Source organism: uncultured Vagococcus sp., assembly GCF_963518325.1.
Lineage (GTDB): Bacteria > Bacillota > Bacilli > Lactobacillales > Vagococcaceae > Vagococcus_D.
In genome coordinates this window covers 1-19,375 of the sequence record NZ_CAUQJB010000051.1, presented here as the reverse complement: position 1 = coordinate 19,375, position 19,375 = coordinate 1, and the positions used below count along the sequence as shown (strand labels likewise).

Annotated in this window: 17 protein-coding genes; 15 read left to right on the top strand and 2 right to left on the bottom strand. The window is 40.0% G+C overall.

Annotated elements, in window-relative coordinates; translation table 11 throughout:
* Together RWN13_RS22625 and RWN13_RS22620 are read left to right on the top strand one after the other, a co-directional pair.
* Positions 1–540: aminotransferase class I/II-fold pyridoxal phosphate-dependent enzyme (locus RWN13_RS22625; RefSeq protein WP_314068311.1), on the top strand; the 540-nt coding region annotated here is incomplete at its 5' end.
* 19 nt (positions 541–559) lie between these two features.
* Complete coding sequence (locus RWN13_RS22620) at positions 560–1,939, top strand: APC family permease (protein WP_314068310.1); 1,380 nt, start codon at positions 560–562, stop codon at positions 1,937–1,939.
* A 3,457-nt stretch (positions 1,940–5,396) separates the two neighbouring features.
* Here the strand turns inward: RWN13_RS22620 and RWN13_RS22615 are convergent.
* On the bottom strand, positions 5,397–5,639 hold the full coding sequence (locus tag RWN13_RS22615) for a hypothetical protein (protein WP_314068307.1): 243 nt from the start codon (positions 5,637–5,639) through the stop codon (positions 5,397–5,399).
* A gap of 1 nt (position 5,640) precedes the next feature.
* The gene (locus RWN13_RS22610; protein WP_314068306.1) at positions 5,641–6,510 is read right to left on the bottom strand and encodes a hypothetical protein; all 870 of its coding nucleotides are present in this window, start codon (positions 6,508–6,510) and stop codon (positions 5,641–5,643) included.
* A gap of 327 nt (positions 6,511–6,837) precedes the next feature.
* Between RWN13_RS22610 and RWN13_RS22605 the strand changes: the two genes are divergently transcribed.
* The 13 genes from RWN13_RS22605 to RWN13_RS22545 form a co-directional block, all read left to right on the top strand.
* Complete coding sequence (locus RWN13_RS22605; protein WP_314068304.1) at positions 6,838–7,050, top strand: hypothetical protein; 213 nt, start codon at positions 6,838–6,840, stop codon at positions 7,048–7,050.
* 15 nt (positions 7,051–7,065) lie between these two features.
* Positions 7,066–7,308, top strand: a complete 243-nt coding sequence (locus tag RWN13_RS22600; protein ID WP_314068302.1) for a DUF2922 family protein — start codon at positions 7,066–7,068, stop codon at positions 7,306–7,308.
* A 61-nt stretch (positions 7,309–7,369) separates the two neighbouring features.
* Positions 7,370–7,645, top strand: coding sequence for a hypothetical protein (locus RWN13_RS22595; RefSeq protein ID WP_314068300.1), 276 nt, complete (start codon positions 7,370–7,372; stop codon positions 7,643–7,645).
* A complete protein-coding gene (locus tag RWN13_RS22590; RefSeq protein ID WP_314068296.1) occupies positions 7,642–7,929 on the top strand; it encodes a hypothetical protein in 288 nt (95 codons plus the stop codon). Before RWN13_RS22595 ends, RWN13_RS22590 begins: the two co-directional genes overlap by 4 nt.
* Complete coding sequence (locus RWN13_RS22585) at positions 7,926–8,897, top strand: GH25 family lysozyme (RefSeq protein ID WP_314068294.1); 972 nt, start codon at positions 7,926–7,928, stop codon at positions 8,895–8,897. Before RWN13_RS22590 ends, RWN13_RS22585 begins: the two co-directional genes overlap by 4 nt.
* Positions 8,898–9,023: 126 nt before the next feature.
* Complete coding sequence (locus RWN13_RS22580; RefSeq protein ID WP_314068291.1) at positions 9,024–9,629, top strand: helix-turn-helix domain-containing protein; 606 nt, start codon at positions 9,024–9,026, stop codon at positions 9,627–9,629.
* Complete coding sequence (locus RWN13_RS22575) at positions 9,626–9,829, top strand: hypothetical protein (RefSeq protein WP_314065608.1); 204 nt, start codon at positions 9,626–9,628, stop codon at positions 9,827–9,829. Before RWN13_RS22580 ends, RWN13_RS22575 begins: the two co-directional genes overlap by 4 nt.
* A 13-nt stretch (positions 9,830–9,842) precedes the next feature.
* Positions 9,843–10,058: a DUF2922 domain-containing protein gene (locus RWN13_RS22570; RefSeq protein WP_314068287.1), complete on the top strand. Its 216-nt coding sequence runs from the start codon at positions 9,843–9,845 to the stop codon at positions 10,056–10,058.
* A 358-nt stretch (positions 10,059–10,416) separates the two neighbouring features.
* Positions 10,417–10,773 carry a hypothetical protein gene (locus RWN13_RS22565; protein WP_314068284.1) on the top strand — a complete coding sequence of 119 codons (357 nt, stop codon included), beginning with the start codon at positions 10,417–10,419 and terminating at the stop codon, positions 10,771–10,773.
* Positions 10,774–12,806: 2,033 nt separating this feature from the next.
* On the top strand, positions 12,807–14,066 hold the full coding sequence (locus tag RWN13_RS22560) for a DUF819 family protein (RefSeq protein ID WP_314068282.1): 1,260 nt from the start codon (positions 12,807–12,809) through the stop codon (positions 14,064–14,066).
* Between the two features lie 16 nt (positions 14,067–14,082).
* Complete coding sequence (locus tag RWN13_RS22555) at positions 14,083–15,270, top strand: MalY/PatB family protein (RefSeq protein ID WP_314068278.1); 1,188 nt, start codon at positions 14,083–14,085, stop codon at positions 15,268–15,270.
* Positions 15,267–16,460 carry an amidohydrolase gene (locus RWN13_RS22550; protein ID WP_314068276.1) on the top strand — a complete coding sequence of 398 codons (1,194 nt, stop codon included), beginning with the start codon at positions 15,267–15,269 and terminating at the stop codon, positions 16,458–16,460. The genes RWN13_RS22555 and RWN13_RS22550 overlap by 4 nt, the downstream gene beginning before the upstream one ends.
* Before the next feature lie 1,456 nt (positions 16,461–17,916).
* Positions 17,917–19,375: adhesive domain-containing protein (locus tag RWN13_RS22545; RefSeq protein ID WP_314068274.1), on the top strand; the 1,459-nt coding region annotated here is incomplete at its 3' end.

Here is a 19,375-nt window from a genome sequence, read left to right as displayed (position 1 = left end):
CAGGGGATTGAGTTTCATCCCATGGCGACCTTGGTGGATCGGTCGAATTTAATCAGCTTGACCAGTGTTAGTAAGGCTTTTAATTTGGCTGGGCTTCAAGGGGCCAATTTGATTGTTCAAGATGAGGCCTTGCGGGAACGATTAAGAGAAAAGATGAGTGTCCATCTGCCAAGCCCCTTTACCATTGGGGCAGTGATGGCCGCTTATAACGAAAGTGAAGCGTGGCTGGATCGTTTGAATCTCTATTTGGATGAGACTATTGACTGGGTCATGGTATTTTTAGCTAGAAAACTGCCCTTAGTCAGAACCTTTCGACCAGAAGGGACCTATGTGTTGTGGCTGGACTTTCAAGGCTACGGCCTGACTCCAGATGAGATTCATCGACGGATTTATCAGTATGCCGGGGTCTTGTTGGAGTGGGGCACTGTTTCGGATCCAGACAAAGGTCATTTATTTGAACGAGTCTGTCTGGCGGCTCCTCGATCACGGATTGAGACGGCCTTTGAGCGCTTGGCCATTGAATTTGACGAGGATTTTTAAGGCTGAAAGGAGTATAAAAATGAGTGAGGAACGGAAACAACTGACATTTTTTGATTTATTTACCTTGGGATTAGGTGGAGCCATTGGCTCTGGGATTTTTGTCTTATTAAGTGCGGGGATTGCGTATACAGGTCGTTCGATTGTGGTGGCGGTTTTAGGTGGGTGTCTGATTATGTTGTTGGCGTATTTTTATAATGTGTTGTTGAGCTCGATGTTTGTTTTTCGAGGCGGAGACTATGGTCAAAAGGCCTTTCTCTTTGGCCCCTACGCCACCGGGGTCAGTGCCATGTTCAGTATGATTGGGGGCTTTGGGATTGCTCTCTATGGCTTGGCTATGGTGGAGTATGCCGGGATTATCTTTCCGCTGATTTTACCTTATAAACGGTTGATCGGGGTGCTGGTAATCACCTTGTTTTTTGGGGCCACTACCAGAGGGGCTAAGTTTTTGTCGAAGATCAACAATGTTATGACGGTGATTTTATTGACGGCCATCGTGGCCTTTATTGCCTTTGGTTTGCCTCAAGTCAAGTCGGGATTTTTCACTGGGGAGGACTTTTTACTGAATGGGCCAGTGGGCTTGTTTTCAGCCATCGCCATTATGGGATGGGCTTGTCAAGGGACCACCATGGGGCCGATTTCCGTCAGTAGTTTCACTAAAAATCCCAAGCGACTGATTCCCTTGGCTATTTTGGTGATTACCTTGTCACTGGCAGTGATTTATGGCTTAATGTCCATGGTGGCTTCAGGAGTTCTGCCTTTAGGGGAACTGGAAGGGCAAAACTTGAGCTCGGTCTCCAGTCAGATCTTTCCCTCTTGGGTTCACATATTGTTTATTTTAGGCGGAGGGGTCTTTGCGATTGCCACCTCCTTAGTGACGGCCATTACCATGTTGGGTGAGCCGATTCAACAAATCGCCGAAGACGGTTGGCTGCCGAAAGTGTTCTTAAAGCGAACAGCCGGTGGCTTTCCGTGGGTCACCCGCTTGTTATTTTATTCCTTAGGGGTGGTGCCGATTATCTTGAATTTTTCCTTGGAGTCGATCGTCTCCTTGATCATGGTTCCCACCATGTTGTTGAACTGTTACTTAAATTTGAAGTGCATGGAGACGGTCAAAAGTCATCCCCGTCAGTGGCAAAAGAGCGTCCTGCACATGCCTAAGATTCTCTTGAATGGGGTGTGCCTGTTGGCCTGTGGCAGTAATCTCTTTGTGGCTTACTACCTGTTTATCGAGTTGGATGTTAAAACCATGGTGACGATTGTGGGGATTATTGGAATTTGTCTAGCCGGTGCCTTTATTCAGTTAAAACGGGGAGCGGTTAAACCCGCAATCTTAATGGCTCAGCGAGAACAAATTGTTAGGGAAGCTTTGGAAGGTGATGAAGGGGAGGTCGTTGCCTGAGGGTTTAGATCGCTAGGGCATAAGTAGGGATAAAGCCAGTTCAAAGGGCAAGGCGAACTGGCTTTTTTGGTGAGCGTTTCTCGCAAAAAAAGCATTAGAGCAGGGCTCTAATGCTAATCGATAGGTCAGAATCATCATAAACTGATAAAAGGACAGTGGAAAAGATTACCAGTTTGAGAAGATATCAAATAATGATTTTGACACCTTTAGTTTATCATAATTGAGTAAGCGTTAACATGCTATCTTATTTCTAATTTTTTACACTCGTGTAAAAAATTAGAAATAAGATGTCGTTGAAATCTGTTGAGAAAGCAAGAGCCTTGAGTTACTACTTTGTCTTCAAATGGTCATACAGGGACGGTTGCTGATGGTCATTCTTGGGTTTGTTAGATTAGAATAGTCGGCTTGTTTGAGCTAAGCCCAACTTAATGTGGCTAGATTAATTACTGACAAGTTTAAAGTCACTATAAATGTTATCCCTTTTCTTAAAACAAGCCCAATGTCTTGTTGACCAACTAAAAAGAAAGTTGGAAATTTAAGCAGTGCGCTAATTATCTGCAACTAAAAATCCCCCCTGTCTCTTTTTCCTAAGATAGGGGGGATTTAGGTCAATTACAATGAATGAAAGCAGCCAATTAGCATGTTAAGTGAGAGTGACAGCTTAGATTGTTCAGCACGATAATGGTGTGAGAGACACGTTCAGAAGGGACTAATTGCCAGAAAACAGTAACGGTTGCTGGCAATTAGCTTGCATAAAACATTAACGTCTAGGGTACATTAATGTTAGTCAGTAAGGTGATCACTCTTACCTCCATCAATAGCTCTCAAGGAGTCTTATGGTAAATCTAAAATAAGCCCTAATTGATTACCCTTAGTTTATCAAAGATAAAGCGTTTTCTCTATTTCTACTTTTTTACAGTAGTGTAAAAAAATAGTCACTCCGTCTTACTGGCACGAATTGCTTACTTGGAAAAAGTAAAGGGACCTCCGCCCTCTTCATTAACCTGCAAGTCATTAAACTGAGCAATTGATTGTGAGTATTAGAAAGTATTACCACAGTTAAGATTGGGGTGACGTACGACATTTGGCACAATAGTGCTAAGAGGTGATAACAAGGTTGAGAATATGTAGGTATTTGGCAATCGTCGCCATATTACTCAGTCACTTTCTGAGATAGAATGTGAAGAGTCAATTGAACGGTATAATAAGATGCGAATATTTTGGTCACCACAAGTTCTTAAAGACTTTCAGTATTGAACAGCAACAGACTGTAAAAAAGTGGCTAAACTGAAACAGCATCTCGCCAATAGGTTAGAGACTTCCTTTAGCGGAATAGGCAAGCTAGAACCATTCAACCATGAAGAAAAGGACTTTGGTCTCGCCTTATTGACTGGCAACCGTATCGATTTTCCCAATGACCAAATTTTTGGCAGATTTCGATCGATTCTCTTTCGTGGTGAGGGTAATGCTCAATAAGTCGGTTGGGAATACTAGTTCAATCCCTTACCAATTTTTAAGTTTTTTTTAATAACTGTGTTTCTTATGGATGGTCAACTGAGCTTAACTTGTAAATAGTGTTATGTCATAAAGATAAGAATGGAGACGATGTCCGTAATTAGTTGACATCCATCAGTTCGATTTTTAACTAAGTCAGTTGTTGTTAAGGGTTGATATACCTGTGTTTCTGATGTTCTTAATGATGATATTAAGTCATAAGTATGATGTCAACTGAGTGACGACAGTCAGTTTGAGAATTAGGAAAACATGTTATTAATAAGTTTACAGTAGCGAGCTGAATTAAACGAGTATTAATTCAGCTCGCTTCTTGTCGGTTCTGAATCAATTTGTATTTAACTAATTTTTTCGAGTGAAGGCTATCAACGGAGTCCTGACAGAGCTATTTTAGTTTTCAAAATAGTGTTATGTCACAAAATTAAGAATGGCGCTCATGTCCGTAATTAGTTGACATCCATCAGTTCGTTGTTTAACTAAGTCAGTTGTTGTCAAGGCATGATATACCTGTGTTTTTGATGTTTTTAATGATGACATTGAGTCATAAGTGTGATGTCAACTGAGAGCGGACAGTCGACTTTGGTACTAATTAATCAGGTTTTTTATTGGTTTGTGGAAGTCAGCTAAATGAACTGAGTACTACCTGACCTGCCCAGTTCTTATGGGATGATAGCTTGTTTGTCATAAAATTATTTTTTTTATTCAGCTAGCTTTCCGTCATCAGTTGACGGTCTTGATGAGGGCCAATGAAGCTTTTTCAGTAAAACCATTGATATTAATGTGTTTTGACTTTGTTAAAAAAAATTTAGACGGGCATCGATTGTCAACTGAGCCATGATAAAGCCACTTTAGGGGTTAATTTAGTGTGATGTTATGGCCTGGTTAATCGTTGTAATGAGCTTAACAGAAGACTTTGACAAATTCTGAGTTTTGATTTTTAAATAGTGTTATATTAAAAAATTAAGAATGGAGACGATGTCCGTAATTAGTTGACATCCATCAGTTCGTTTTTCAAATAAGTTAGTTGCTTTCAAGGGCTGATATGACTGTGTTTCTGATGTTCTTAATGATGATATTAAATGATAAGTTTGATGTCAACTGAGTGACGACAGTCAGTTTGAGAACTAGGTAAACATGTTATCAATGAGTTTGCAGTAGGGAGTTGAATTAAACGAGTATTAATTCAGCTCGATTCTTGTCGGTTCTGAATCAATTTGTATTTAACTAATTTTTTCGAGCGAACGTTATCAACGGAGTCCTGACAGAGCTATTTTAGTTTTCAAAATAGTGTTATGTCATAAAATTAAGAATGGAGCCGATGTCCGTAATTAGTTGACATCCATCAGTTCGTTGTTTAACTAAGTCAGTTGCTGTCAAGGTTTGATGTACCAGTGTTTCTGATGTTCTTAATGATGATATTAAATGATAAGTTTGATGTCAACTGAGTGACGACAGTCAGTTTGAGAACTAGGTAAACATGTTATTAATGAGTTTGCAGTAGGGAGCTGAATTAAACGAGTATTAATTCAGCTCGATTCTTGTCGATTCTGAGCTAAGTTGTTATTAATTATTTTTTTCGAGTGAAACCTGTCAATGGAGTTCTGACAGAGCTATTTTAGTTTTCAAAAGAGTGTTATGTCGTAAAAATAGGAATGGAGCCGGTGTCCGTAATTAGTTGACATCCATCAGTTCGTTATTTAACGAAGTCACCTGCTGTCAAGGCATGATATACTAGTGTTTCTGATGTTTTTAATGATGATATTAAGTGATAAGTCCGATGTCAACTGAGGTGTGACACTCTGTGATGAAGGCGGCTAACCATGTTATTAAGGAATGAGAGGGAGTTGAAGACAGTAGGAAACCCGTGCCAGTTCATCTTCACTGAAGTAGCACGAGTTATCTTGATATCTCTTCCTTATTCTGTGATCCAATAATAATCCCGTCCTTACTTAGTATCAAATAATTTATTTTTGATGGTATCAATCCGATCGACCTTTAGGCATTGGCTTCGGCGTAAGCGCTGAGAGATCAATTGTTGGTTGACTGTGTCCAGCATGGGGGTTCGGTCAAGTTGATCCGAAAAAATAACTGGGTCAAGGTCATCCAGAAAGTGGGTCACGCTTGATTTATAGACTTGACCTTGACTATTTTTAAACGTTAATTCCAATTTTTTTCGATGTTGGGTCATCTTATTTTCCTTCTTTCCATCTGAGAATTTTCTTTACCAGTTGCCGCTGATTGCGAGGGAAGTCATCAATATCAGCTTCTTCAAAATAACCATGTTTGTTCAATGGAATAAATTTGGAAATAATATGAAGGGTATCGATAAACTCCTCGGGGCAGATAACCATAATATCGATTGACTGCTTTTTGATCCTGTTTAAAGCTGTTTGTTCATTTTGCTTTTCAATCATCGTGTTTTTGTTGGCTATTTTTTGTACCATATAGTGGTTTTCTGGGTTCGTCACACCAGCTATATGGGTGAGTGGTTGAGCGCCTAAAAGATGATTAAGCTGAATGGTCCAAGCTTCAATGACATCTACAAAAAAAGTGTGTCGAACACTTTGAATGCCAACGTGAAGTTCTAAAGTTGCCCCAAATGAAAAGTCAATTAAACTACGTTTCATCTTATCTTTTTTATTAGGACTTCGACGGTATTTAATTGCAAGGTTTAAACTTATCCAAACAGCCTGTTTAGCACGTGAAAATGTGGTTGTTGGCGTAACAAAGGCTGGGTATTGGGGACGTTTCTTTAGATAATAATTTAAAGCCTGTCTCAAATTGCCTTGATTTTGCACCCCTTTTTTGAGTCCAAATGATTTGTGTAGTAAACAAGGGCTGACAGGAGTCTTTTTAACCGTACCATTGATAAAAAAGAGTAGTGTCTTGGTTTCTCCTGTCAATTCTTTGCCAACCATCATGATAAAGACATCCTCTGTTAAATCAACCCCTTCCTCTTCAATTGCACCAGCCATATAGACTGGGAGATGCTCCTCACTAATCATGTGTTTTCCTAAATCCAACTTACCAGAAGAACAAAAAATCGAATGATGTTTCATGTATTTTCCCCTCCTTTTATGGAGATAGGAGAAGATATCAAGAATAGTTCATAGGTATATTTTTGCATATTTTTTATTTTTTGTAAAAAGGCATTATTCATGCCTTTTTTGGTTAATTTCGTGATCGTTTTGAACAAAAAAATGAGTCGAATGTTTAGTTTTCAGCATTTAACGAAGAAGTAGTTTGTGAAGTTGTTTGGGGGAAGTCTTGAAAAGGGATGAATAATGCGGTTTGAATTTTTTTTGAAAGTCTATTAAACTGTGGGCATAAAGCAGATCTGGTTTAGTTTGGTAAGTCGCAAATAGGAAATGGAAGGAGGGAGGCAGATGGCAGAAGCAGTGTTTTTACAGCACAGTGCGGAAATTGGTTACACAACTGAGGGTCAAAAAAGCAAACAAACCCTACCTAATCTGAAAGAAACGGTTCAATCAGATAAGCTGGTAGCTCTTGGTCAATTGTTTGTGGACTTGATTCCCAAAGATCAAATCAAAGTCGATGAGATTGTGACGGTTAAGCGGACTCGTCACCAAGGAATGTAGAAAGGAAGTGTGAAAATGGATGAAGTTGTATCAAAAAAATTGCAACTGGCTTTTTTTAACAGTAATGGTAGTCAAAGTACTTTAATTCCAAAGTATTTTGATGAGACGGTTATCAGAGACCAGGAAAAATTGCAGAAGTGGATGGATGATTTTAGTGCTCTTGGGATTTTTCATAATACGGAAAAAGAAATTGATTTATACACAGAAGCGAAAGAAGCTCACTTAGTTCAAACCATTCGGACAAAGATTTTAGGGTAATGGCTATCAGGCCTAAAGAGGCGCGTCCTCTTTAGGCTGGTAAGGAGAGGGTGTGAGAAGGATGAGGATTTTTGGCTTAAGTCTGGCAGAAGTGGCGGCCCTCTTAAGTGTGGTTTCGCTCTTAGTGGCAGGGGTTAGCCGTTTTTACCATCAATTTCGGACGACGATCAGTGCACCGCTGATCGACTCCATGGACAAGTTAAGGGTGGAAATCAGTCAGTTGGAATACCATGTGGTGACGGAATATGAAGGCTTAAAAAGTCGAACAGATCAATTGGATGAACGCTTGCGTTTACAAGAAAGGCGCTTAAAAAAAGAAAGAAGGGAAGCCTTATGACAATTGTCGAATGTTTGACTCAGGTTAACAGCAGTTATATCGTAGCATTGGCTGTGGCTGTTTGTTTAATGATTGAAGCAATTAAGGCCAGTAACGTGTTCTCTGCCATATATCTACCATTGGTAGCTAGTCTGGTTGGGACAGTGATGGGGATTATCATTGGGTTGCTTTATCAGGAATCATTACTTATGACCGGCTTCAATGGATTTGTAGCAGGTTTGCTGGCATCTGGGAGTTTTGACTGGTTGAGAGCAGTTTGGCACTTGCCAAAGGAGGTCAAATGAATCGGCCACGGCCACTGATACTGGATATCAGTGAGCATCAAGTGCCAACTCAGATTGATTATGCTCAGTTGGCCAAGGCAATTGACTGGGTAATCGTTCGGGTACAATACGGTAGCCTGCATCAGGATCGGCATTTCCAAAGGCATCTGGCTACATTTAAACAGTTAAACGTGCCAATCAATGTATATGCCTGGGTTCGTGGGAGTGATGAAGCCGATATGATTAAAGAGGCGGAAGATTTTTATCAGCGAGCGTCCTCTTATGAGCCGACTTTTTGGTGGTTAGACATTGAAGAACGTTCCATGGGAAATATGGTTACAGGATGTGAACGCTATCGGCGACGCTTAAAAGAACTAGGGGCGCAAAAGGTTGGCGCTTATATTGCCAATCATCGTTATCATGAGTTTGGCTTTTCGACTGGCGCCACAGAGGTTTATGACGGACTCTGGCTGCCAACCTATGGCCAAAATACTGGGAGTTATGATGGTTATGATCCAACGGCTAGAACGGGTTACGATTTGCATCAATACACGAGTAATGGTCGTTTGCCTGGGTATAATGGCCCTGTGGATTTATCTCGTTTAGCTAGTAGCCGCCCAGCGAGTTATTTTACAGGCAGTTCAGGGGCGAGGCCATTATCTTATGGCTTGGGGGAGCGGGTCCAGATAACAGGAATTTATGAAAGTTCCGTCTCCAGTGTCAAGTTACGTCCGTTAAAATCCCAAGGAACCATAACTCGGATTCTCAAGGGTGTAGCTAATCCCTATTTATTAGATGATGGCATGGGATGGGTCAATGAAGGGGTTATGGTAAAACAAGGGACTGGCAATCGGCAATATATAGTGAAGTCTGGTGATACGCTATGGGGAATTGGTCAAAGATTAGGAGTCAGTTGGCAAATATTAGCAACACTTAATCGATTAGCTGATCCTCATCTGATTTATCCAGGCCAAGAATTGCATTATTAGTCCCTGCCCCCTAGGGCCTCCTTGTTTTAATGAGGACGAGTTAAGAAAGGGGACCTAGTTGGTCATTGATATGATCAAACTGAATGGTATTAAAGGTTGGATGATAAAGAAGGAGGTGGAAGTGAAATGAAACATGATCAAGGGTTGGATCAATTGCTTAGGCGCCATCCGGTTCATTTGGAGGTGGCTCAACTAATTAAGGAATTGCGTCAGGCTAAAGGGATGACTCAAACCGATTTAAGTCAAAAGGCGTTGATTAGTCGACAATTTTTATCTGAAATTGAGAATGGACGTCGACGGCAAGTGAACTTAGTAAAAGTGGCTGACTTAATCAATGCCTGCGGTGAAAGCTTGTATGTATCCTCAAGCTATGAGAACCCCTTACAAATTTCAGATCAGACAGAAAAAGAAGATGAGATCCTACGAGCTTTTTCAGCAGGGCAGATGGAGTTAGCGGAATCGTTATTGGCAGAAATAAGGAACTGGCGTTATCCCAGTGAACACATTATGGCTAAGTGCAAGCGTAACATGGCAATAGCCATCAGTTATCACTTTAGAGGGAATTCCAAAATTGCTCACGGAAAAATGAATAATATTATTATGGGGTTAAGTTATTTGGAGTGTGGTGAAGAAGCTAACTATCTGACTGAAATATTTTATCGGATTATTAAGAATGGAAACAAGCAATTGTTGAAACAATATGTCAATGCTCAGAAAGGAGTGACGTCATGATTATTTGGGAAGGAACAGATGTGGTCTGTTGTTACAATGTGGCAGCTCAAATGGAGCTTAAGCGAATTCGGTTTGTTCATCTGCCAAAGAAGCCCGATCCTGAGAAAGTCGTGGCTTTTGCCAATTTATTGTTAGAGGTATTGCCAAAGAGCCACTCGAAAGATTCGTCAGTTATCATCACACGAACACGGTATGTATAAGGAGGAGAAAGCAATGGCCAAAAAATTGTATTTGTATTTTACCAATGAAGATGAACAGCCGACCACGATTGTTGTTCATGAGCCCAATCAAGATTTAGATGCAGCTGCTGTACGCCATTTTATGGAACAGTTGATAGCCATGGAGTTGTTTGAGCATAAGGGGCAACGAAAGTACGCTCATATTAAAGGGGCGAAGTATTTGGACAAGAAGACGGAAATATTGTTGTAAACAGGTAAAAAGAAAGGTTGAATGAAGTAAGTACGGATAACGTAACTTATAGTTAATGCAGGGGCTATCGCAAAATTTATTCTTAATTTTGCGATAGCTCTTTTGAATGTTCTTCAGTTGGCCATGTTCCATTAACTAGTGATTTAACTAAAAATTTCTTTTTTTTTGTTCCAAAGTAAAATAGAAATTGAAATAGTATAATTAATGGACAGAAAATTGAAAATGAAGTAGACTTTAAGTTTCTTCATGTTTCCCTGAACCAGGAGAGGCTCATGGCAGTATGGCGAGTGGCTGTTTTTTTTGAATTGTATAAGGAATAAGTGTTATTATTAAGAAATGCTAGGACTGAGGTGAGTTGTTGGAAAAAAAGGAAATGACTTTAAAAGATGCTTCAAGTAGAAGCGTCACAAAAAGTGAAATCTTGATTTTTTTAGAATCAGTGAAAAAAAGGCCGGGGATGTATGTTCAAGATTATCAAAGCTATGATGGTGTAACTGCTTATCTTGGCGGTTATTTTATGTGCTTGTGTCAGTTGTATCGTCAGCTTTTTTCGCCCCATGTGATGTCAATTTGGTATCACCAAATCAATAAAGATAGTAAAGGCGTAATCCTGTTATCAGCGGCCATAAAAAATAATAATTCGGATTTATCTGAAGAACAGTTGATACGCGTGTATATCGAGACGGTTATTGACTATGTTAAAGCCCGTGGATAATTATTCTTGAGTTACCAAATGAGGAAGAAAGTAAGGGATTGTTGTGATTCTGTGAGACGTTTTAAAAAAGCGTGTTAATTAGTTCGTTAAGAGAACTTTGTAGGGCTTTGGAAAGCCAAAAAACCTACAAATGGCAGGGAGTGAATGAATCATTCAATTGATAATGAGCGGTAAGGGATCAAATTACAGGAGATTATCAGCCTGCCGATAATGATTAAAGACGACGGTCATTTAAAAATTATTAGCTAATCTCTTAATCACTTTTTAAAAAGGACAACACTGACTTGATTTTGGAAGTCCAGAAAAAATGATCCCTGACTGTCTGATTATTAAAAATCAGATGAGTCGATTTTTGGAGAGTAGACGCGATAGGTTGGATATCTGATAAGGGTACTGGGCCCGAGCGTCTCCAATCACCAGGAGCAACTTCGCTAAAAAGATAAACCCTATTTAATTGTATTTCGGCAATTTGACCAGTTTTTAAGATAGCTAAATAGCCTGACTTAGTGTTGTTTAGCATTGATAAGCCTCCTTTTGATGATTGCTTTTTCCATCTAACATTATATCTGAAATTTTGTTATTTAAAAAATCGTTATTAGTCCGACTATGGAAAAATGTGACGGAATTGTTTATAAAATTGATAAAGAGATTTTTCATAAAGCTCAAAAAGAATTTATTACATTAACTATTTGTTGAGTTAACCAGATACTTACTGTCATGATGATAGTTCTATAATACAACACATTTTTTGGTAGTGGTCTTGCTTATTTAGATGGTGTGGACTGTTAAAACGTTGTAAAAGTACTTATATTGGTAAAAAAGTTAGGGGGACAAAGAATACAAAGATACCGAAAGTTAAATGAAAAAATGAAACACCCCCATGGGCTCTAATGATGGTTTTGGGAAAGTGTCGGTATAGGAGTTGGAGCAGGTTCTAAATGCTATGCTAACGGGGCCAGTGATAATTGGTGGGCATTAAGGTATCCGGTAAAACGAACTGTTGAATATTCTGACCAATTGGTAAAAGGATTAAAAAAAGCTGGAATAAGCGTTAATAAACTCACGGATGATTAACGAATGGTGGAAGTATTCTTCTAATTCTGAAAAGATAATCGTTTTTATCCTTTCCTTTCTTGAAATGATGGGCCTACTAGATTATTCGCAAAAGGAGTCATTCCGTTTTTTTATAAAAAAATAGCAAGAGCCTTATGATTAAAACTTAGATCTTGATAGGAGACTCATGACATTTAGAACTTAAATAACCGATGTAATTTACTCAGTCAGCTAATAAGCGTAAATTAAACCATAAAAAATGGATTAAATAACACGACACATTTGCTCTTAAAGGACGACTATCAGGCCGATTTTCCTAAATCAAGAGCCATTGTTACTTAGCCACCTTGCAAGAGATAATGCTTATCAATCTCCTCAACCAAAATTATTTAATCTCCTACAATCCCATGATTGGCACAATTCTTGCGATATAAATTAGCTCCCCCAACAGTCTGCTATCAACCGTTGGAGGAGCCTAAATTTTTTTGTTATTTAATAAAAAAACATTTGACAGCGTTTTCTAAACATTGTACAATGTGGGCGTTAGGAACTATCCAAATAACTACATAAAAAATCATTGGCTACTGAGTTTAAGGTTGGCGCCTTAAACCCAGTATGAAACTTTGAGTAATCAGGGACTATCTGACTAATCAAACGCCAATAGCTAACGCCGAAGCGTTAATATCTTTATTATACTCAATTTCCGTATACTTTTCTAGGGTTATTTCTGAGTACGATGAAGAGAACTGCAGATGGGGCACCATCGACAGCGCTTTTTCGGTTAGATTCTGTCCTTCTTTATAAGCTATTGAAGCGGTATTAGACACGATGTCTGATACCGCTTTTTTATGTTTTCCTGAGAAATAGTAGATAGTTGAGGGGGAGAAAGGTTAGTAAGTGGTTATGGGGAAGGGCTGACGAGCCTTTGGATTGGTTCAGGTGAGACGATCGCTTGCCTGAATCAGCCAGCCTAACAATGATTGGAACTGTTGCTGTCAGCTGACGGATTAGAAACTCAACACAGAAACAGGAGGATGATACACATGTTAACCCTCAATATGGGATCGGCCTTGGCAATTGTCGTCGTGACGATGTTAATTGGCGATATGATCTCAACGATTTCCAAAGGCCGTGTGCCACAAATGTTAGTTGTTGCTGTCATTTTTTTAGTTGGATTTTGGACGATTTTTCCTAAGGATATTTTAGAAACTGCGGGAATCAAGACGTTGTCAGATATTATGATTTCCTTTATTTTAGTTCATGTGGGCACGATGTTTAATGTTAGAGATATGTTGCGGGAATGGAAGGTAGTAGTGACCACATTAGCTGCTGTCGGTGGTATTGTGGCAATGGTATTAGTCGTTGGGACATTGTTATTTGGTAAAGCGACGGCCTTTACTGCGGCGGCGCCCATGACTGGTGGAGGGATGGCGGCCTTGATTATGCAAGGAGCCGCCACTGAAGCTGGCTACCCAGAACTGGGGATGCTAGCCATGATGATTTTTGTTATGCACGGTTTTTTCGGGTTTCCTTTAACCGCCTTTGTTTTGGGGAAAGAAAGTGATCGATTACTGGTGGAATACCGGGAAAAAGCCCTTGAAAGTATCGCAGTCAATGAATCCATTCAGAATGAGGCTCAACCAGAAACATCAAGACGGAAACTTTACGAATGGGTGCCAGAACGGTTTCGGACACCAACTTATTATCTTGCAGTCTTAACGGTCACAGGCTACCTTTGCAGTTTGATTGCAGGGGCCACAGGTCTTAATATTGCAATCGTTCAAATTTTAGTTGGAATTTTGCTTAGTTACCTCGGGTTAATTGAGCCGAAACCCTTGGATAAATCAGCTTCCACCGGTATTTTAAATCTGGCGTTGTTCGCTAGCTTTATGAGCTCCTTTGCCATGGCCACATGGTCGCTAGTTGTCTCTTTAATTGTCCAAATCGTCATCTTGATGGTAGTGGCTTTAATCGCGATCTTTATGGCTACCTTCTTTTTCGGCAAAGCCTTTGGCTACTCGCCTTATATGACCTTTGCCATTGGATTAAATTGTTTCCTTGGCTTTCCGTTTAACTTTGCCTTAACAACAGAAGCTGTCAAAGGCGCCACCAGTGATCAGGGGGAAGCGGATTTCTTAACGGCTTACCTGATGCCAAAGATGATTATTGCCGGTATTGTGGCGATTTCATTAGTCTCCGCGATTTTAGCAGGCATCTTTGCAGGAATAGCGTTTAATTAAAGAAAGGATGAATCTGATGACCTATGATTTTACAACGAACGTCAATCGCCTAGCTCAAGGTTCTGCCAAGTGGCAGCAGATGATGGCGTTGTCTCCGGATATTCCCGCTGATACTGTCCCCTTGTCGGTGGCGGACACTGATTTTCGCCACCCACCGGAATTAATCGATGAGTTGAAAAGCTATCTCGATTCGATGGTTCTAGGGTATACCCAGCCGACGATCTCTTATTATGAGGCTGTGACAAATTGGTTTGCTCGGCGACATCAGTGGCAGGTTGAAAAAGAATGGCTTCTCTTATCTCCAGGGGTGGTTGCGGCGCTCTATCATGGGGTAAAAGCCTACACGAAACCGGGAGATGGTGTCTTGATTCTGTCACCAGTATACTACCCATTTCGTAGGGCTATTGAAAATTCTGGTCGCCGAGTTGTGGCGAGTTCATTGATTGATACTGGGGGATATTACAGTATTGATTTTACGGATTTGGAAGCGAAAGCTCGTTTATCTAGGAACAAATTATTGCTTTTTTGCAGTCCACACAACCCTGTTGGTCGTGTTTGGACTCGAGAGGAACTGCAGGCTGTCGATCGAATTTGTCGTAAACATGATGTGATTGTGATTTCGGATGAAATTCATTTTGATCTGATAATGCCAGGCATCAGGCACAAGGTCTTTAGTAGCTTATCACCTGCTGCAGCAGCCAATTCGGTTATTTTAACTGCCCCAAGTAAGTCCTTTAACTTAGCTGGTTTGCAAACTGCCAATGTGGTAATTGCGGATTTGAACTTGCGTCAGGCTTATCAGGCACAACAAGCCAGTGAAGGATTTCAGCTGTTAAACGTGATTGGGCCGAAAGCTTGTGAACTGGTCTATGATACCTGTGAGCCTTGGTTGGAACAATTTTTGAATCAGGTGGCGGTCAATCGCCGTTTCTTTCATCATTTTATGTCGGAGCATTTACCGATGATAACTGTCAGTCCGATGGAAGGTACCTATTTACAGTGGTTTAATTGTCAGGAACTGGGCATGACAGATGCTGAGTTAAATACCTTCCTGATTCATGAGTGTCACTTAGTTTTAGATCCCGGTCATTTATTTGGTGAAGAAGGTCAGCACTATCAACGAATGAGTTTGGCTTGTCCGACCCAAGTGTTAACGGAGTCTCTGGAACGCTTAGCCAAAAAAATAAAGGAGTTAAACAGATGATTAAAAATACTGATTTACACGAAAAAATGAACGAACTTGATTCCTATATGCGGGAAACAAGAGGGTATCTTCACCGTTTTCCAGAAATTTCCTCTCAGGAATGGAAGACACGTGAGTTCCTTAAAGAAGAAGTTGACAAACTGGGCTTACCCATTACCGATGTACCAGGAACTGGTTTTTACGTTACCTTGGATACAAACCGCCCAGGGAAAACCGTGGCCTTAAGAACAGATATAGATGCCTTGCCTATTCAGGAACAACCCAATAATTTAAAGGGACCACGGAAATGGGTCTCTCAGAATGAAGGGGCGTCACATATGTGTGGCCATGATGGTCATATGGCGGTACTCTTGGCGGCCATGGAACTACTGGTAGGTCTCAAAGAAGAACTTCAAGGCAAGGTTATCTTTCTGTTTGAAGAAGGGGAAGAGATTGGTTCGGGGATTGGAGCCATGATTGAAACCATTGAGCCTTTAGGCATTGATGCTATTTATGGAACTCATTTGACTTCCTTTATGCCCACGGGACAAATTTGCATTGACGGTGGCCCACGAATGGCAGGGGCGGCTGTGATTGACTTTGAAGTGGTAGGTCGTTCTGGACATGGCTCACGACCTGATCTATCCATTAATCCAGTGTTTGCTGCGGCCAATGTTTTGACTGGTTTAACTAGTGCTTGGGCCAATCAAATTGATGTCAGTAAGACGGTGACACTGGGGTTAACGCAATTTCATGCAGGAACAGTTAATAATGTTATTCCAGATACTGCTTTTATTGGCGGAAGTCTTCGTTATTTCGATGTGGAGGAAGGCCATAAAGCCATGGGAATATTAAAATCAGTGGCAGAAAAAACAGCAGAGGCGCATAACTGTGGTATTCGCTACTTGGATACTATGCGTTTTGCGACCATTCCGGTTATTAATGATGAGCTATTGGCAGAAATTGCCCGCATAGGCGCTGACGAGCTCTTCCCAGAAAAGGTGGTGGAAGGTGTTCAATGGTATGCTTCCGAGTCCTTCTCTCACTATGCTAAGGTGGCTCCAAGTGTCTTCGCTTTTGTGGGGATTGGTAACGAAGAAGTGGGCAGTGGCGCGGAACACCACAATGATTATTTTGATTTGGATGAGGATGCCTTGAGATACAGCTTAGGGGCTACCGTTAAATTTGCCATTAACTTTTTAATGGATTAGCGTGACAGCAGTTGGTTTTCGGGAATTGAAGAAAAGGAGCCAGTTGTCAATACTAGCTGGGACATAAAGTTGTTTTGTTCAGTAGGACGACTAATTACAGATAATCTGAGTTTTACACGAGTTTCCGTGATTAGGTGGGGGATCTGACTTTTGTACGGTGGCGGTGAAACTGTTAGAGGCCGGGACATTGTCCCAGCCTCTAATTGTAAAAAAATAATGCAGTAACCGCTGAGTTTAAGCTGAAGATGGGGAAGTGTCAGTTTGTCAGAAATCATCTGCCAGAGTTGCTCAAAAAAGCATTAGAGCCCAAGAAAGCTCTAATGCTAATCGATAAGCAGTCACGCTTATCACAAACGTAAGCAAATTCAAACAGTGAAACTTCAACATCTCGATAAAGTAAGATATTGATTGAATTGATAAGCTTATTTTATCATAGTTATACCGGCAGTGGCAGGTTGTTTCATTTCTAATTTTTTACACGAGTGTAAAAAATTAGAAATATGTTATCTTACTTCTTACACCTATTCGGAATCAATTGACGTTGAGTACCGCTGGTTTAGTTGTTAGTAACGTTTGAGAAACGGCGTGTTATCAGTATGAGATGGTATTGTTAAGTTTAGTGCGAATTTATTTGTCTTACGAAGAGAAAAGTTCTGAAAGCTCAGAGCTTTTTTTGTTGACCGTATTTAGATAATGAGCCTGAATTTTATTGATTAACGTGTCTATAAAGTGAGGGGAAACAAGAGATAATAGTGATGTTTTGGTTGACTAAGAAAATCTATCTATCTGTTTTTACTGAAAAGTTAGCTGAGAGGCGTGATTATTTAAGATATTTTAGCTATTAAGGGATATTATTTAATTTTTATTTATAAGTTGATTATGAGAGTGTGTAAATAATGATCGATGGGTTTTATCGATCATTATTTTTTTTGGAAATTAAATATTAATTGTTGTGGACTATATCCGCAGATAAACGTTAAAAGAATGTATCCCTATACATTCTTATTTTGAGCTCAATTTGCTTCTTTTTTTGCGATATAAAAAGATAATATTCGGTTTTTAGCTGTTACTTAATACGCCTGAAATCTGTATCAGAATAAAAAAAAACAAAAATAATTCTTTGTTTCTTCATCATTTCATTTTGTGCCGTTATTCACAGTTATTATAACGTGTGATATTTTTAGAAAACCTAGAGCTATAATGAAGTTCGTTTTTACGTTGTTTTTTATAACGAACTTTAAATATAAAAGATAGTGATATTAAACCCAAAACTTTCATTAGTCTTTATATATTAAAATAAGGTTATTATTAAAACTTTACTGTTCTATTAGTTTTTTTAATCTGTTTTAAGGTGATCGAATTGTTTTACTTACTCTAAAACATGTTATAAAATCCTTTTAAGCGATTTAAATGCGCTTATTTTCTAGTTATGTTAATTAAGAATGGAGGAGAAGTGATGAAGAAGAGTTATGGACAATTGTTTAATCAGAAAAGCATTTATAAGAAAAGAGCGAAAAAACTTGTCATTGGGACTGCATTGGCGAGTGGTCTCTTATTAGTCAATGTCGGGATATCGCCAATACCAGTGTTTAACAGTGCGATGATTGCGGAAGCTGCTGTTATTCAAGCTGAGATATTATCTAATATCCAAGTTTCAAATAACAGTGGAACCACACAACTGGCACCTTATGCAGTGAATAATTCTTCAGAGAATGTAACGTTTACGATTTCCGGAGACGAATTTGCTGGGGCTTCGGCTGCACTATCTGGCACAAAAGCAGCGGTGTTAGGGATACCAAAGGGCATGAAGGGGTTAGTGACACCAAATGGGGTAGCGACGATTGATACAAGTATTTCCTTGAGGTTAAATCAACTACCTTTAATCACTTCAACCATCACGGCTGTGGACACTCTCTTGGCTCTGACATCGGATATTGTCAATGGGTCATTGGGACCATTTACTGGTGTAACGCTTAATACCACTGAAGTTCTGACTCAATTAAATTTATTGAAAAATTTAGCTAATTTTACTCAAGCGCAATTTGAAGTTCAATCCGTCTTACAAGGGGATGGCTCATATATCACAGTGGTGATGGATGATGGTTTAGCTCGAGTTGTGACTCAAAATTTAACCAAGATATTAACTGATTTACAAACCGCTATTAATAATTTGCAGGCAGTAGGAACAACGATCCCTGGGAGAGTTCTTGCTGCAACGATAAACACGACATTATCGGTTCCTAAAGCAACGGCTAGTACTGCAATTAATTTGGCTAAAGCAGGTGTCGGAGTTGGTGGCGCTATCTTAAATCAATTAGCAGATGCAACTGTTTTAGGGGATACCTCAGTTCATATTCCGACAGTTGTTCAAGATCCAACCTATGCCTCATTAGAAGGAAATGGGATAAATACCAGACAAGCTTATGATGCAGTCTTTACTGGAACCGTGGTTCGGAATGACTTGCTTGACTTAAGCTTATTCTCTGATGCTGATGGTCGATCGTCCGTTTGGTATGTAGGTCGAAAAGTTTTAGCAACGCCGACGGTAACTGCCACAGGTACTTCAGCAGATGGCTACACGGTAAAAGGGGTAGCTGACCCAAATGTGGATATTGAAATTAGAAATTCTGATGACGAAGTGATTGCAACAGGTGCAACAGATGCTGCAGGTTTATATTCAATTGTGATTGCAGCAGGTGTGGTTGAGCAAGGGGCGCAAATTTCTGTTATAGGGAAAGATACTGATGGAAATATCAGTGAGCCTGGTACAGGGTTAATTCCAGAAGATGATGAAGCTGATGCCGATGCTGATGCTGACGCCGACGCTGATGCTGACGCCGACGCTGATGCCGATGCGGATGCTGATGCCGATGCGGATGCTGATGCGGATGCGGATGCGGATGCTGATGCGGATG